The organism is Pseudomonas azotoformans (genome assembly GCF_001579805.1).
Lineage (GTDB): Bacteria > Pseudomonadota > Gammaproteobacteria > Pseudomonadales > Pseudomonadaceae > Aquipseudomonas > Aquipseudomonas azotoformans_A.
Genome location: NZ_CP014546.1, coordinates 4,580,046 through 4,595,520, shown reverse-complemented (window position 1 = coordinate 4,595,520; position 15,475 = coordinate 4,580,046). Strand labels below are relative to the sequence as shown.

The following is a 15,475-nucleotide window of genomic DNA, read 5'->3' as shown; positions in this document are numbered from 1 at the left end:
CCTGCCAGTAGTGCGGACAACAGAATCCAGCACGGTAGAGCCTTTAAAGCGGTTCCGGGCGCAGAATCAGCACGCCCAGCGGCGGAAGATTCAACGACAGCGACACCGCCTGCCCATGGTGCGGCTCATCCTGGGTGATTACCTCGCCTCCATTACCGTAATTGGAGCCTGCGTACATCTCGGCGTCACTGTTGATCACCTCGCTCCAGCGCCCGCTGAACGGCACGCCGACTTTATAACCTTCGCGCGGCACCGGGGTGAAGTTGGCCACCACCAGCACGGGCTTGCCGTCCTTGCTCCAGCGCAGCCAGGCGTAGACGCTGTTGATCGCGTCGTCACCGATCAGCCACTGGAAGCCCTGAGGGGCGTCGTCCTGTTCATGCAGGGCCGGTTCTTCGCGATATAGACGGTTCAAGTCACCTACCAGCTTCTGCACGCCTTTGTGCTCGGCGTACTGCAGGAGGTACCAATCCAGTTGCTGGTCATGGTTCCACTCCCGCCATTGGCCGAATTCGCAGCCCATGAACAACAGCTTTTTGCCGGGGTGCATCCACATGAACGCCAGGTAAGCCCGCAGGTTGGCGAACTTCTGCCAACGGTCGCCAGGCATCTTGTCGATCAGCGAATGCTTGCCGTGCACCACTTCATCGTGGGAGATCGGCAAGATGAAACGCTCGGACCAGGCGTAGACCAGGCCAAAGCTCAGCTCGTTGTGGTGATGGGCGCGGTACACCGGGTCCTGCTGGATGTAATGCAGGGAATCGTGCATCCAGCCCATGTTCCATTTGTAGTTGAACCCCAGGCCGCCCTGCTGGGTCGGCTGGCTGACGCCGGGCCAGGCGGTGGATTCTTCGGCGATCACCAGGGCACCGGGGGCCTCGATGGCGACTACATCGTTGAGGTGACGCAAAAAGTCGATGGCTTCGAGGTTTTCGCGGCCACCATGGCGGTTCGGCACCCATTCGCCGGCTTTGCGTGAATAGTCGCGGTAGAGCATCGAGGCCACGGCATCCACGCGCAGCCCGTCGATGTGGAAGTGTTTAAGCCAGTGCAACGCCGAGGCCAGCATGAAGCCATGCACTTCGGTGCGGCCCAGGTTGTAGATCAGCGTGTCCCAATCCTGATGGAAACCTTCCAGCGGGTTGGCGTATTCGTACAACGCGGTGCCGTCGAATTGCGCCAGGCCGTGGGTGTCGGTGGGGAAATGCGCCGGCACCCAGTCGAGGATCACGCCGATATCCGCCTGGTGCAGCGCGTTGACGAAATAGGCAAAATCCTGCGGCGAACCGAAGCGTGCCGTGGGTGCGAATTGTGACAAGGCCTGATAGCCCCACGAGCCGCCGAACGGGTGCTCCATGATCGGCATCAATTCAATGTGGGTGAACCCCAGTTGCTGCACGTAAGGAATCAGGCGCTCGGCCAGTTCGCGCCAGTTGTACTGACGCGCCACTTCGCCCGCCTCGTCCAGCTCGGCCTGCCAGGAGCCCACGTGCAGTTCATAGATCGACAGCGGCGCGGTGGTCTTCTGCTTCTCGACCCGCGACTGCATCCATTCGTGGTCTTGCCAATCCACCTGCAACGGCTCGGCAACCTTCGAAGCCGTGTCCGGCGGCAATTGAGTGGCCAGCGCGACGGGGTCGGCCTTGAGCGGCAGGATCCCATTGGCGCCGAGCACTTCGTACTTGTAGGCCGCACCCGGCTGCAGGCGTGGGATAAAGATCTCCCACACACCGGAAGGATGGCGCAGACGCATCGGATGCCGGCGACCGTCCCAGACATTGAAGTCGCCCACCACCGAGACCCGCCGCGCATTCGGTGCCCACACGGCAAAGCGCACACCTTGCACGCCGTCGACACTGGTCACCTGAGCGCCCAGGCAACTGCCCAGGTCGCGGTGATTGCCTTCGGCGAACAGGTACAGGTCCATTTCACCGAGCAACAGTTGCTGGAAGCTGTAAGGGTCTTCGGTGATCTGCTCGCCCCCGGCCCACTGGATTTTCAGCAGATACGCCTGGCGCGTCTGGAAGTGCCCGACAAAAAGGCCCGGCACCTGGGTCGCGTCGAGGCTGCCGATCTGTTCGCCGCTGTCACGCGCCAGCACCTGGACGCTCAAGGCTTCGGGCAGGAACGCACGGATAAACTGGCCGCCATGCTCATCATCGTGTGGCCCGAGAATCGAGAACGGGTCGTGGTGTTCGGCGCGTACCAGCGCTTCGACGTCCTTGGACGCCGGCAATGCTGTCAATTTCGGTTGCAGCGGTTCTTTATGTGTAAAGCTCATGACGTCTCCCCACCGCGTGCAGTTTTAGATATAGGTGCTTCCTTTATAGAAGCAATCCCGCTCAGTAAACCGTGCAACCCTTGCAGGGGCACCGGCAACCAAGTCGGACGGTTCTCTGCTTCGTAGGCCACTTCGTACGCGGCCTTCTCCAGGCTGAACAACGTCAGCGCAGCGTCCTGGCCCTTGGCGTCCTGCCAGTCATGCGCCAGTGTAGACGTAGCTGACTGATAAGCCTGGATAAATGCCTGACGCGCTTCTTTCAGGTAGCGATCGGTGACGCGCTTACGCGACACCGCCGCTTCGGGCGAGTGATCCACCCCTTGCACATTCAAGGCCATGGCCGCCGCGTAGTCGAACGAGCGCAACACGCCGCTCACATCTTTATACGGGCTGTGCTTGCCGCGGCGTTCGTGCAAGGGCCGCGCCGGTTCGCCTTCAAAATCGATCAGGTAGGCATCGCCTTTCACCACCAGCACCTGGCCCAAATGCAAGTCACCATGCACCCGAATACGCAAGCCGCCCGCCGTGGCTTTTGCCAAGGCCTGTACATGACTGGCGATGGCTTTTTTCTGCGCCAGCAAATCACTGACCAGCGCTTGATCGGCCGGGTTCAATTGGCTTTGATGCAGTTTGAGCAACTGCAACGCGCGGTCCAGCTGCGCGCCGACGTCCTTGGCCCAGGCCTGGGTGTCCTTGGCCGTGGTGACTTCGGGCTTGAAGTCCTTGTTGGTGGTTTTCGCGCCGAGTACCAGGTGCATTTCACCCAGGCGTTGGCCGAGCAACCCGGCAAAATCCGCCAGCTCGCCCAGGGCGTTGTAGTGCTGTTCCTGTTCGGAGATGGCTTCGGCCAGCTCGTCGCGAATCGCCCGTTCCAGGTTGTTCTGGGTCCAGCTCCAGGCGTCGCCCTGGTTGCTCAGGTAGCCCTGGGCAATCATCAGCAGGTTGTCCTGCCCTTGGGCATCATGGCGCACCATCGAGCCCAGCAGCGGCGAGATGTTTGGGTAGCCGGCAGCGGTCAGGTAGGCGCTCATCTCCAGTTCCGGGTGCACGCCGGAAGCGACTTTGCGGATCAGTTTGAGCACCAGGCTTTCACCCACCACCACCGAACTGTTGGACTGCTCGGCAGACAGGTAACGCACTTCGGACTCATCCGTCAGTTGCAGCTTGGCCAGGTGCGGCGTGGCGGCAAAGCGCAGCTCGCCTTCGTTGGTGTTGAGCACGGTGCCCGCCTGCAAACCCTGGATGACGGCGCGGATAAAGTGTTCGAGGCTAAAGGCATCAGTCACCAACCCCACCTGACGCACTCGGCGTACACGGGCCAAGGCCAATTGCTGCGGCAAGGCGCTGGTGAACTGGTCTTCACCGAGGAAGCCGAACGGCAACTGATAACGGCTGACCTGGCCACCGGCCGTCACTTCAAGCTCGCTGAGCAACACAGGATGCTGGGGATCGCCAAAGCGCACACCGTAGGCGATGCGCACGCTGTCGATGGCCGTGTCCTTGCCGGCGAACCAACGGCGCTTGGGCAACCAGGCCGGCAGTGCGGTCTGTTCCAAGGATGCGCGGCAGGGTTCGTCCAGCAATTCTTCCATGCGTTTTTTCAATACCAATGTAGTGAAGTCCGGCATGCTCTGGGCGGGTTCCACGTGCCAGCTCGGCATCTGGTTTTCCGGCGCCAGCACAAACCAATAGAACCCGTAAGGCGCCAGGGTCAGCAGGAAATTCAGCTGGCCGATGGGTGGGAAAGCATTACCGCCCAACATCTCCACCGGCACCATGCCGGCGAATGCCGACAGGTCCAGCTCGGCCGCCTGGGCGCTGCGCGACACGTTGGCCACGCAGAGGATGATTTCGTTGCGTCCGTCTTCGCCGGTGAATTCACGGGTATAGGCCAGGATGCGGCGGTTGCTCGGCGAGAGCATTTTCAAGCTGCCACGGCCGAACGCCTTGGATTGCTTACGCACCGCCAGCATGCGCCGGGTCCAGTTCAGCAGCGAATGCGGGTCTTGGGCCTGAGTCTCGACATTCACCGACTGGTAGCCGTATTGCGGGTCCATGATCGGCGGCAGTACCAGGCTGGCCGGGTCGGCGCGGGAAAAACCGCCGTTGCGGTCGATGGACCATTGCATCGGCGTGCGTACGCCATCGCGGTCGCCGAGATAGATGTTATCGCCCATGCCGATCTCATCGCCGTAGTACAGGGTCGGCGTGCCAGGCATCGACAGCAACAGGCTGTTGAGCAACTCGACACGGCGACGATCACGCTCCATCAATGGCGCAAGACGGCGACGAATGCCCAGGTTGATCCGCGCCCGGCGGTCAGCGGCGTAGTAGTTCCACAGGTAGTCGCGCTCCTTGTCGGTGACCATTTCCAGGGTCAACTCATCGTGGTTGCGCAGGAAGATCGCCCATTGGCAGTTGGCCGGAATCTCCGGGGTCTGCCGTAGGATATCGGTGATCGGGAAGCGGTCTTCCTGGGCCAGGGCCATGTACATGCGCGGCATCAGCGGGAAGTGAAAGGCCATGTGGCACTCATCGCCGTCGTCGCCCTTTTTGTCACCAAAGTAGAGCTGGGTGTCTTCCGGCCACTGATTGGCTTCGGCCAATAGCATGCGGTCCGGGTAATGCGCGTCGATCTCAGCACGGATCTGCTTGAGCACGTCGTGGGTTTCAGGCAGGTTCTCGTTGTTGGTGCCGTCGCGCTCGATCAGGTACGGGATGGCGTCGAGGCGCAGGCCGTCGATGCCCATGTCCAGCCAGTAGCGCATCACCGACAACACGGCTTTCATCACCTGGGGGTTGTCGAAGTTGAGGTCGGGCTGGTGGGAATAGAAACGGTGCCAGAAGTATTGGCCGGCGACCGGGTCCCAGGTCCAGTTGGACTTCTCGGTATCGAGGAAGATGATGCGCGTGCCGTCGTATTTCTGGTCATCATCCGACCACACGTAGAAGTCCCGCGCCGCCGAGCCGGGCTTGGCCTTGCGAGCGCGCTGGAACCAGGGGTGCTGGTCGGAGGTGTGATTGATCACCAGCTCGGTGATCACCCGCAGCCCGCGCTTGTGCGCCTCGGCAATAAAGCGCTTGGCGTCGGCCAGGGTCCCGTAGTCGCTGTGCACGCCACGGTATTCGGCAATGTCATAGCCGTCGTCGCGACGTGGCGAGGGGTAGAACGGCAATAGCCAAATGGTGTTTACACCCAGGTCCGCGATGTAGTCGAGCTTGGCGATCAGGCCGGGAAAATCACCGATACCGTCGTTATTGGAGTCGAAATAGGATTTGACGTGAACCTGGTAGATCACCGCGTCCTTGTACCAGAGCGGGTCTTTGATGAAGGTGGCAGCGTTGGGTTTCTTCGCCATTGGAAACTCCTGGAAAATGCATCGGAAGGTTCAAGACGATGGGGTGATGCGCCAGATGCCAAACGGCATCTGCGGCTCCAGCCGTGTCCACTGGGTTTTGCCGTACCAGGTCCAGCGATGGCCGTTCATCAGGTCTTCACCTTGGGTCTGGGCATCATCCGGCAGCCCCAATTCCCACAAGGGCAACTCGAAGTGGGCTTCCTGGGCGTTATAAGGATCCAGGTTCACCGCCACCAGAATGAAGTTGCTGCCGTCCTCGCTGCGCTTGCCGAAATACAGGATGTTGTCGTTCCAGGCGTTGTAGAGCGTGAGCCCCAGATGCGTCTGCAGCGCCGGGTTCTGCCGGCGGATGCGGTTGAGCTGGGCGATCTCGGCAATGATGTTGCCGGGGGCGGTGAAGTCCCGTGGGCGGATCTCGTATTTCTCCGAGTCCAGGTATTCCTCTTTGCCTGGCACCGGGGCCGACTCGCAGAGTTCGAAGCCGGAATACATGCCCCACAGGCCCGAGCCCATGGTGGCCAGCGCGGCACGGATCAAGAAGCCAGGGCGGCCGGAGTCGTGCAGGAAGGCTGGGTTGATGTCTGGTGTGTTGACGAAGAAATTCGGCCGGTAGCATTCGCGCCACGGCGACTCGTTCAGCTGCGTCAGGTATTCGCTCAGCTCGGCCTTGGTATTGCGCCAGGTGAAATAGGTATAGCTCTGTGAATAGCCAACCTTGCCCAGGCGCGCCATCATCGCCGGCGTGGTGAAGGCCTCGGCCAGGAAGATCACGTCCGGGTACTTGGACCGCACGTCGCTGATCAGCCATTGCCAGAACGGCAGCGGCTTGGTGTGGGGGTTGTCAACGCGAAAGGTCTTCACGCCCTCTTCCACCCAACCCACCACAATGTCGCGCAGCTCGGTCCACAGGCTCGGGATGGCATCTGCGGCATAAAAGTCGACGTTGACGATGTCTTGGTACTTCTTCGGCGGGTTCTCCGCGTATTTGATCGTGCCGTCCGGACGCCAGTTGAACCAGCCCGGATGCTCCTTGAGCCACGGATGGTCCTGGGAACACTGGATGGCGAAGTCCAAAGCGATTTCCAGGCCATGCTCGGCAGCCGCCTGGACTAGGCGGCGGAAATCATCGCGGCTGCCCAGTTGCGGGTGAATGGCCTCATGGCCGCCGTCTTCGCTGCCGATGGCATAGGGGCTGCCCGGATCATCGGGGCCGGCGCTCAGGGAATTGTTCTTGCCTTTGCGGTGGCTGCGCCCGATGGGGTGGATCGGCGGGAAATACAGCACGTCAAAACCCATGTCATGGATCATCGACAGGCGCGAATGCACGTCATTAAAGGTGCCGTGACGCGCCGGATCGTCGGTGATCGAGCGCGGGAACAGCTCATACCAGCTGGCAAACAGCGCCGCCTCGCGCTCCACATCAATCGGGTAGACGGTGCTGATGCTCAGGTAGGCGCGGTGATCGGCCTGGGTCATCAGGTGTGCACTGTCTTCGTGCAGGAACTGCGCAACCTGCTCGGTTTCCAGCAGGCCGGAGAGTTCGTGGTGCAACAGCATCAGGCGGTCACGCAGCTCATTGTCACTGCGCTCGGCGGCCTGTAGCACCAGGCTGCGGCCTTCCTGCAGTTCCAGGCTGACCGGCACACCCGCCTCATGCTTCTTGCGCAGCTCATAGCAAAAGCTGGCGAAGGTATCGATCCAGGCTTCGATGCAGTATTCGTGAGGGCCTTGCTGGGCCACAGTAAACGCGCCTTCCCAGCCGTTGTTGCCCGCGTCGGTCATGACCACGCTGTGCCAGCTTTCGTCCTGCAGCGGGCGCCAGCGGATCAGCACGGCGAGCTTGTCATGGCCGTCGGCAAACACTTTGCTGGTGACATTGACCCGTTGGCCGACCACGGCCTTGACGGCAAATTCGCCGCCATCGATCACGGGGGTGGTGCTTTCGATTGCGATCCTGGGCAGCAACAGTGCCTGGGACAGTGGTAACAAGGAGTCTGTTTCAGCAGTCATCGAGCATCTTCCCCTTACGCCCTGTGGACGCTCTTTGCTTGATCCGGATTCTGATGCGGCAGGGCTCTTCCTGAGCGAGGCCGTAATAGGTCCGAGCCTGGGCTCCGGTTAAAAGTTCAGCTGGATGTGCCGCCATCGGGCGGGGAATCAATTCGCCCCGGTGGCTGTCCACCGATAGAGCAAAGCACAAAGGAGGCCACACCGATGAATATCCCGATCCCGGCGGAAACGCCGGACCCGAATATCGATAAACCCACCCTGCCGCCGACCCAACCGGATCCGATTCCGGAACAAGAACCACCCGAGAACGAACCGCCACCGGTGGAAGAGCCGCCGACGACCATGCCGCCCGTGATCGTCAGTCCTTCTCAAAACGCTTGACGATCTTTGGCATCACGCTGAACACCGCCAGCGCCAGCAAGGTACTCAGCACCGCTGTCGATTCCCGGCCCAACCCGGCCGAGACTCCAATCGCAGCGGTCATCCACAAGCCGGCGGCGGTGGTCAGGCCTTTGACGTGCCCCTCCTCATCATCCTTGCCCTTGATGATCGTACCGGCGCCCAAGAATCCGATCCCCGCAATCACCCCTTGCACCACCCGGCTCATGGCGTCCGCCTGGTTGCCGGACATTTGCGGCACCATCACAAACAAGGCAGCGCCCAGCGCCACCAGCATATGGGTGCGCACCCCGGCGGCCTTGCCCTTGCTCTCTCGCTCAAAGCCGAGAATGCCGCCCAGGATCGCGGCGATCAGCAGGCGCACGGTGATCTGGGTGAGCTGCTTGGCGTCGCCAATGTCGGCGAATTCAGCCTGCAGGGTTTGCCACACTTCATGCCACCACGCGTCCATGGATGCTGCCCTTTGTCATTATTGGTAATGGATGGACAGCAGCGACCGCCAGTCAGTTGCCTGGAACCCCCACACATCGCTGGGCCCTAACCTTACATCGCCCACAAATAAGGAGAACGGCATGCCCATTCGTATCGAAAACCAACTGTGCTACTTCATGCTCGATGACAACGGCCAGGAACAGAGCGTGCCAGCGACCCGGGTCAATATTGTTACCGACCTCGACAAGTCGATGTCCTACGTGGAGTTGGCCGCCGAGCGGATCTATATCACCGAGGCCGAGGCCGACGCCCTGACGGTGGCCGGCGCCCACGATGGGCGCCAGCATGTGAAAGCCGAAGAACCTGGTTCGCTGATTTAATTGATCTGTGTCAGCGCCCTTGAAATAACGCTGCACCCCTGGTGCCATGGGGTGCAGCACATTGTCGCAGCAGGCATTCACCGCCCCATCTGATCCGCTTTTTATCGCCATACCTGAGTCTGTTATGCAAACAGCGCCACGCGCATAGTTCATCCGCCTGATGGAGGCTGATGAGCGAACGACCATGAGCGAACACATCCCAACCGTGGAAATCTTTGAGCCCACACACCCAAAGAAGGTGAAGGCCAAATCCAGCGACAACCTGATTCATACCCGCAGTTTCACCGGCCTGTTCCGTACCTTGCGCGTGAGCGGTGCAGCCTTCCTGTTCCTGGCGTTTTTCGGCACCGTGTGGCTGAACTGGGACGGTCGGCAGGCCGTGTTGTGGGACTTGGCTGAAAGCAAATTCCATATCTTTGGCGCGACCTTCTGGCCGCAGGATTTCATCCTGTTGTCGGCGCTGTTGATCATCTGCGCCTTCGGCCTGTTTGCGATCACCGTGTTTGCCGGCCGCGTGTGGTGCGGCTACACCTGCCCGCAGAGCTCGTTTACCTGGCTGTTCATGTGGTGTGAAAAAATCACCGAGGGCGAGCGCAACCAGCGCATCAAGCTGCAAGCGGCACCCTGGAGCCTGAACAAACTGGCGCGACGCTCGGCCAAGCACACCTTGTGGCTGGGCATTAGCGTGCTGACGGGGCTGACCTTCGTCGGCTATTTCACGCCGATCCGCCCCTTGGCGGCTGAACTGCTGACCTGGCAGATGGGCGGCGTCAGTTTGTTCTGGGTGCTGTTTTTTACCGGCGCCACCTACATCAATGCGGGCTGGCTGCGCGAAGCCGTGTGCATGCACATGTGTCCGTATGCGCGGTTCCAGAGCGTGATGTTCGACAAGGACACCCTGACCATTTCCTACGACGTGGCCCGTGGCGAAAACCGTGGCCCGCGCAAACGTGACGTCAAACCCGCCGACGTCGGCCTGGGCGACTGCATCGACTGCCAGCTGTGCGTACAGGTCTGCCCCACCGGCATCGACATCCGCGACGGCCTGCAAATGGAGTGCATCGGCTGCGCGGCGTGCATCGACGCCTGCGATTCGATCATGGACAAAATGGGCTACCCGCGTGGCCTGGTGAGCTACACCAGCGAACATCAACTGCAAGGCGGCAAGACGCACCTGCTAAGGCCGCGCCTGATCGGCTACAGTGCCGTGCTGCTGGTGATGATTGCTGCGCTGGTAGTGGCGCTGGTGGAACGGCCGATGGTGTCGCTGGATGTGACCAAGGACCGTGGCATGTTCCGTGAAAACGCCCAGGGTCTGATCGAAAACATCTACAGCCTCAAGGTGATCAACAAGACCCAGCAACGCCAGGACTATCGCCTGGAACTGGTGGACGCCGACGGCTTCCAGTTGCAAGGCAAGACCGAGATCAGCCTGGCGCCGGGGGAAATCAGCGATGTGCCGGTGTCGGTGGCATTGCTGGCGGATAAACCGGCGAGCAGTTCGCAGACCTTGCGTTTCAAAGTCTCGGACGTGGATGAGCCGGGGATCTACAGCATTGCCGACAGCCGCTTTGTGGCGCCGTTGAACCGATAAAAACACTCACACTGACTGAGCCCCCATGAAACGCTACGAAAAATTCGCCGACGACATTGCAGAACTGATCCGCTCCGGCGTCCTCGGCCCCGGCCAACGCGTGCCCTCGGTGCGCTATGCCAGCCAGACCTACGGCGTCAGCCCGTCCACGGTATTCCAGGCCTACTACCTGCTGGAGCGCCGTGGCCTGATTCGCGCGCGGCCGCGTTCGGGTTACTTCGTCAACACCCATGCGCCCAGTCCGTTTTCCGAGCCGGTGGTGAGCGAGCAGGTGCACGAGTCCACCGAAGTCGACGTGAGCGAACTGGTGTTCTCGGTACTCGACTCGATCAAAGACCCGAACACCGTACCGTTCGGCTCGGCGTTCCCCAGCCCCATGCTGTTCCCGCTACCGCGCCTGGCCCGCTCCCTGGCCAGCGCCAGCCGCGAAATGGACCCGCGCCTGGTGGTCACCGACATGTCGCCGGGCAACCCGCAACTGCGTCGGCAGATCGCCCTGCGCTACATGGTCGGCGGCCTGATGCTACCCATGGAAGAACTGCTGATCACCAACGGCGCCTTGGAAGCGTTGAACCTGTGCCTGCAAGCCGTCACCGAACCGGGTGACCTGGTGGCCATCGAAGCCCCAGCGTTCTACGCCTGCCTGCAAGTGCTGGAGCGCTTGAAACTCAAGGCCGTGGAAATCCCCGTGCACCCACGCGACGGCATCGACCTCAACGCCCTCGCGCAAACCCTGGAGCGCTACCCGATCAAGGCCTGCTGGACCATGACCAGCTTCCAGAACCCCATGGGCGCGACCCTGCCGGAAGCCAAGAAACAGGCCCTGGTCGAACTACTACGCGGCCATCAGGTGCCGCTGATCGAAGACGATGTGTACGCCGAGCTGTATTACGGCCAACAGGCGCCGAAGCCCGCCAAGGCGTTCGATACCGAAGGCCTGGTGATGCATTGCGGCTCCTTCGCCAAAAGCTTGGCCCCCGGCTATCGCGTGGGTTGGGTGGCGGCCGGACGTTTTGCGCAGAAGGTTGAACGCCTGAAGCTGATGACCTCGCTCTGCCCGTCAATGCCGGCCCAGGCGGCGATTGCCGATTACTTGCAGCACGGCGGCTATGACCGGCACCTGCGCAAACTGCGCTATGCCCTGGAGGAGCAGCAAAGCGCCATGCTGGCCGCTATCGCCCGCTATTTCCCTGCGCAGACGCGGGTCAGCCAACCCGCCGGCGGGTATTTCCTGTGGCTGGAACTGCCGGAGCAGACGGATTCGTTGAAGTTGTTCCAGATGGCGTTGGCGCAAGGCATCAGCATCGCGCCGGGGCCGATCTTCTCGGCCACCCAGCGCTTTCGGAACTGCATTCGCTTGAACTACGGCAGCCCGTGGACTGAGGCGTCGGAGAAAGCCATGGAAACATTGGGGCGCATTGTTCGGTCGTTTTGAGCCGGAACCCCACGCCACCAGGCGCCACATAAAAAAGCGCATGCATCACGCCTGAACATGCGCCTTACCGAATTCTGCCTGGAGATTTCTTATGCACATGCCCGCCTCTACCACTCCTGGACAGCTACCTGTTCCACCCCACTACATGCGTGCAGCCGAACAACAACAAGTGCGCGAGATGACAGGCCCCATGGGCCGCCCCGCTGGCGATCATCGATCGGCAGACAGGATCATCGAGCAAAGCCCTGTACTGCAGCAGTTTCTCGATAACCGCGATCATTACCACGTACTGGATGAGCTGAAGATGCAGGTCGGTGACTGGACCACCGCCAACCCGGAACCGGCCGCCAGGGCCAATGCGGCCTACGACCTGGACAAGGTATTGCGTTTTCTGGACAACCTGGACGACCGTCACTTGAATGCCAGCCATAGTCGTAACGGACAGATCGACGGGTTCTGCTGTAATAGCTACAGCACGCACGACAATTCTGAAGCCAGCCAGCTCCAGGCATTTTCCCGCAAAGGATACGCAGCGCTGCGCCATCTACGGACCTGAAAAGTGGATGCTCAACGCCCACCACCCAGATCGAGGAACGTCCCGGTCGCGTACGAAGCCTTATCCGACAGCAGCCAGATAATCGCCTCTGCCACCTCATCCGGGCGCCCGCCACGGGCCATGGGAATACCGGACTCCAACTTGCTGACCCGGTCCGGGTCGCCGCTCAAGGCATGGAAGTCGGTGAAGATATAACCAGGGCGCACCGCATTGACGCGAATGCCTTCACCCGCCACCTCTTTCGACAACCCAATGGTGAAGGTGTCGAGTGCGCCTTTGGACGCGGCATAGTCGACATACTCACCCGGTGACCCCAGGCGCGCGGCCACCGACGATACGTTGACGATACTGCCGCCCTGCCCGCCATGCTTGGGCGACATACGCAGCACCGCATGCTTGGCACACAGGATCGGGCCGAGCACGTTGGTCTTGATGATTTTCAGGATGCGGAATTCGGACATCTCGTCAACGCGAGACTTGTGCCCCACCGTGCCCGCATTGTTGACCAGTGCGGTGACACGACCCAGTTCGGCGTCCACCCGGTGGAACAGCGCGATCACTTCGTCCTCGATACTCACATCCGCCCGCACGGCAATGGCCTGGGCGCCCAGTGCACGCACCTGTTCGAGCACGCGGTGGGCCGCCGCTTCGTCGGACTGGTAGTTGATGCAGATACGATAGCCCTGGCGAGCGGCCAGCAAGGCCGTCTCGGCGCCAATCCCACGACTGCCCCCGGTGATGATGACGACTTTGTCCATGCGTGCGGTCTCCTGATTCAACCTGATGTTTAGGGTTGGATCCAAGAATACCTGTCACGCACGGCTTTTGTCAGGCGCAACGGCCTCTTCGGCGCGTTGGATATCCGCCATAAAGCCTTCCGCCGGCAACGGGTGACCCAGCAGGTAACCCTGAAGGGAATTGCACCCAAGCCGTGTCAGGAAATTCTGCTGCACATCCGTCTCGACACCCTCGGCAACAATCCGTAATCCCAAGGCCTGGCCAAGGGCGACGATGGCCGAGACGATGGCTGCGTCGTCGCTGTCGTGTTCCAGGTCACGCACAAAGCCCCGGTCGATCTTCAGCTCGTTGGCCGGCAGGCGCTTGAGGTACATCAGGCTGGAGTAGCCGGTGCCGAAGTCGTCGATGGACAAGTCGACGCCCATGTCCGACAGCTGCTGCAACACCGTCATGCTCGCGTCGGCGTCGCTCATGGCTGTGGTTTCGGTGATTTCCAGGGTCAGGCTGTTGGCCGGCAATTGGTGCCGCTCAAGCGCCGCCGCCACGCTCTTGACCAGCCCGGCGTGGCAGAACTGCAAGGCCGACAGGTTTACCGCAATGCGCCAATCTTCGTAGCCCTGAACGTACCACAGGCTCATCTGGCGGCAGGCTTCGTTGAGTACCCATTCGCCGATGGGAATGATCAACCCGGTTTTTTCCGCCAGTTCGATAAACGTCGCCGGCAGCAGCAACCCCTGCTGCGGGTGTTCCCAGCGTAGCAAGGCTTCGGCGCCGACCGGGATGCCGCTGACGGCGTCGAACTTGGGCTGGTAGTAGAGGCGAAATTGCTCCTGTTCCACAGCATTGCGCAAGTCCTGCAACAGCTGCAATTGCTTGCGTGCGTTGGTGTTCATCGACACGTCAAAGAAGCTGTAGCCATTCTTGCCCATACCCTTGGCGTGGTACATCGCGGCGTCGGCGTTCATCAACAGTTCCTGGGGGTTGTTGCCGTTGCCCGGGAACATCGCGATGCCGACACTGGCGGAGATCTTCAACTCATGCTCGGCCACCTGGAAGGCGCGGTTGATCAGGATCACCTGGCGTTCGGCAAGGCCCAGGGCATCGTCCGGCTGGGTCAGTTGCACCAGCAACACAAACTCGTCGCCGCCGATGCGCGCCAAGGTGTCCTGGCTGCGCAAATCTTCGCGCAGGCGTAGGCCTACTTCGCGCAGCAACTGGTCACCCATGTGGTGACCAAACGCATCGTTGACGGGCTTGAAGCCATCGAGGTCGATAAACATCAGCGCGAAGCAACCGCCCTGCTCTTTTACGGCCTGCATGGCTTGCTGAATGCGGTCCGCAAGCAACGTACGGTTGGGCAGGCCGGTGAGCATGTCGTGCAGGGCCAGATGGGTCAGTTCCTGGTTGGCTTGGGTGAGGGAATCGGCCAGCACCGCCGTACGTGCTTCCAGGCGTGCGTCGAGCAACGAGGTGAGCAAGGCGATAGCCAGTACCGCCAGGGTCGTGACCAATACCAGGTTATCCAGGCCCTTGCCGCTCAAGCCGTTCAGTGCTGCGCCGCAGAAACTCTCATCGGCAAAACGTGCGGCGGCCATGCCGGTGTAATGCATGCCGACGATGGCAAAGCCCATCACCACCGCTGCGCCCCCCCGTAAAAGGCGCACGTACGGGGTGTTACGGCGCAGATTGTGGGCGATCCACAGCGCAGCGCCAGACGCGACCACCGCGATCAGCAACGACGCGCCAAACAAGGTGGGGTCATAGTCGATGCCTGGGGTCATACGCATGGCGGCCATGCCGGTGTAATGCATGCACGCGATGCCGGTGCCCATGACCAGCGCGCCAAACCCCAGTTGCCAGGCGGGCAAACGCGGCTGGCTGATCAGCCACAAGGCAAAGCCGCTGGACAACACCGCGATCAACAACGACAGCGCCGTGATGCCCAGATCGAATCCCAGGGCAAACGGCAAGCGCAGCGCCAGCATGCCGATGAAGTGCATCGACCACACCCCCACGCCCATCGCCATGGCGCCGCCGGCGATCCACAAATAAACGGCACGGCCTTTGGCGGTAGCAATGCGACCGGAAAGGTCCAAAGCGGTGTAGGAAGCGAGGATCGCGACAAACAGCGAGATCACGACCAGCGAGGGTGAATAACTACCGATGAGCATGGGACTTCTCGTGCGCAGCGGGCGTGAGAAGCCCGTGCCAGGTGGCAAAGCGGGCGATTGTAGCGAGAATAATTCTTGAGCAGTTGATTAATTATCAGAGGGCCATTAGTGGCATTTTGA

General features: G+C 61.1%; 11 protein-coding genes. 5 read left to right on the top strand and 6 right to left on the bottom strand.

Annotation, left to right across the window (positions count from 1 at the left end; genetic code table 11):
* Positions 1 to 43: 43 nt before the first annotated feature.
* The 3 genes from glgB to AYR47_RS21145 are packed head-to-tail and all read right to left on the bottom strand — an operon-like array spanning position 44 to position 7,650.
* Positions 44 to 2,281 carry a 1,4-alpha-glucan branching protein GlgB gene (gene glgB / locus AYR47_RS21155; protein ID WP_061436712.1) on the bottom strand — a complete coding sequence of 746 codons (2,238 nt, stop codon included), beginning with the start codon at positions 2,279 to 2,281 and terminating at the stop codon, positions 44 to 46.
* On the bottom strand, positions 2,278 to 5,640 hold the full coding sequence (gene treS, locus AYR47_RS21150; protein ID WP_061436711.1) for a maltose alpha-D-glucosyltransferase: 3,363 nt from the start codon (positions 5,638 to 5,640) through the stop codon (positions 2,278 to 2,280). Before treS ends, glgB begins: the two co-directional genes overlap by 4 nt.
* A gap of 30 nt (positions 5,641 to 5,670) precedes the next feature.
* Positions 5,671 to 7,650, bottom strand: coding sequence for an alpha-1,4-glucan--maltose-1-phosphate maltosyltransferase (locus AYR47_RS21145; protein WP_061436710.1), 1,980 nt, complete (start codon positions 7,648 to 7,650; stop codon positions 5,671 to 5,673).
* Positions 7,651 to 7,854: 204 nt separating this feature from the next.
* Here AYR47_RS21145 and AYR47_RS32715 point away from each other — a divergent pair, with 204 nt between their 5' ends.
* Complete coding sequence (locus AYR47_RS32715) at positions 7,855 to 8,031, top strand: hypothetical protein (protein WP_167351265.1); 177 nt, start codon at positions 7,855 to 7,857, stop codon at positions 8,029 to 8,031.
* Here AYR47_RS32715 and AYR47_RS21140 read toward each other — a convergent pair.
* Positions 8,009 to 8,500 carry an MgtC/SapB family protein gene (locus tag AYR47_RS21140; protein ID WP_012723945.1) on the bottom strand — a complete coding sequence of 164 codons (492 nt, stop codon included), beginning with the start codon at positions 8,498 to 8,500 and terminating at the stop codon, positions 8,009 to 8,011. The genes AYR47_RS32715 and AYR47_RS21140 overlap by 23 nt on opposite strands.
* 121 nt (positions 8,501 to 8,621) lie before the next feature.
* Here AYR47_RS21140 and AYR47_RS21135 point away from each other — a divergent pair, with 121 nt between their 5' ends.
* The 4 genes from AYR47_RS21135 to AYR47_RS21120 all read left to right on the top strand — a co-directional run bounded on the left by AYR47_RS21135 (position 8,622) and on the right by AYR47_RS21120 (position 12,446).
* The gene (locus tag AYR47_RS21135; protein WP_033901481.1) at positions 8,622 to 8,861 is read left to right on the top strand and encodes a DUF3203 family protein; all 240 of its coding nucleotides are present in this window, start codon (positions 8,622 to 8,624) and stop codon (positions 8,859 to 8,861) included.
* 184 nt (positions 8,862 to 9,045) lie between these two features.
* The gene (ccoG, locus tag AYR47_RS21130; protein WP_061436709.1) at positions 9,046 to 10,455 is read left to right on the top strand and encodes a cytochrome c oxidase accessory protein CcoG; all 1,410 of its coding nucleotides are present in this window, start codon (positions 9,046 to 9,048) and stop codon (positions 10,453 to 10,455) included.
* Between the two features lie 25 nt (positions 10,456 to 10,480).
* Entirely contained in the window at positions 10,481 to 11,890 is a 1,410-nt protein-coding gene (gene mapR, locus AYR47_RS21125; RefSeq protein ID WP_025855266.1) for a GntR family transcriptional regulator MpaR, read from the top strand.
* Between the two features lie 190 nt (positions 11,891 to 12,080).
* Positions 12,081 to 12,446, top strand: a complete 366-nt coding sequence (locus AYR47_RS21120) for a hypothetical protein (protein WP_237142494.1) — start codon at positions 12,081 to 12,083, stop codon at positions 12,444 to 12,446.
* An 11-nt stretch (positions 12,447 to 12,457) separates the two neighbouring features.
* On the opposite strand, the gene AYR47_RS21115 is transcribed toward AYR47_RS21120, so the two are convergent.
* Together AYR47_RS21115 and AYR47_RS21110 are read right to left on the bottom strand one after the other, a co-directional pair.
* Complete coding sequence (locus AYR47_RS21115; protein WP_033901484.1) at positions 12,458 to 13,204, bottom strand: SDR family oxidoreductase; 747 nt, start codon at positions 13,202 to 13,204, stop codon at positions 12,458 to 12,460.
* Positions 13,205 to 13,258: 54 nt separating this feature from the next.
* Positions 13,259 to 15,355 (bottom strand): putative bifunctional diguanylate cyclase/phosphodiesterase, encoded by a 2,097-nt coding sequence (locus AYR47_RS21110; RefSeq protein WP_061436707.1) that lies wholly within the window; start codon positions 15,353 to 15,355, stop codon positions 13,259 to 13,261.
* Positions 15,356 to 15,475: the final 120 nt, after the last annotated feature.

Coding starts and splice junctions, on each gene's coding strand:
- glgB (WP_061436712.1), bottom strand. CDS start 2,281: ATGAGCTTTACACATAAAGAACCGCTGCAACCGAAATTGACAGCATTG.
- treS (WP_061436711.1), bottom strand. CDS start 5,640: ATGGCGAAGAAACCCAACGCTGCCACCTTCATCAAAGACCCGCTCTGG.
- AYR47_RS21145 (WP_061436710.1), bottom strand. CDS start 7,650: ATGACTGCTGAAACAGACTCCTTGTTACCACTGTCCCAGGCACTGTTG.
- AYR47_RS32715 (WP_167351265.1), top strand. CDS start 7,855: ATGAATATCCCGATCCCGGCGGAAACGCCGGACCCGAATATCGATAAA.
- AYR47_RS21140 (WP_012723945.1), bottom strand. CDS start 8,500: ATGGACGCGTGGTGGCATGAAGTGTGGCAAACCCTGCAGGCTGAATTC.
- AYR47_RS21135 (WP_033901481.1), top strand. CDS start 8,622: ATGCCCATTCGTATCGAAAACCAACTGTGCTACTTCATGCTCGATGAC.
- ccoG (WP_061436709.1), top strand. CDS start 9,046: ATGAGCGAACACATCCCAACCGTGGAAATCTTTGAGCCCACACACCCA.
- mapR (WP_025855266.1), top strand. CDS start 10,481: ATGAAACGCTACGAAAAATTCGCCGACGACATTGCAGAACTGATCCGC.
- AYR47_RS21120 (WP_237142494.1), top strand. CDS start 12,081: ATGGGCCGCCCCGCTGGCGATCATCGATCGGCAGACAGGATCATCGAG.
- AYR47_RS21115 (WP_033901484.1), bottom strand. CDS start 13,204: ATGGACAAAGTCGTCATCATCACCGGGGGCAGTCGTGGGATTGGCGCC.
- AYR47_RS21110 (WP_061436707.1), bottom strand. CDS start 15,355: ATGCTCATCGGTAGTTATTCACCCTCGCTGGTCGTGATCTCGCTGTTT.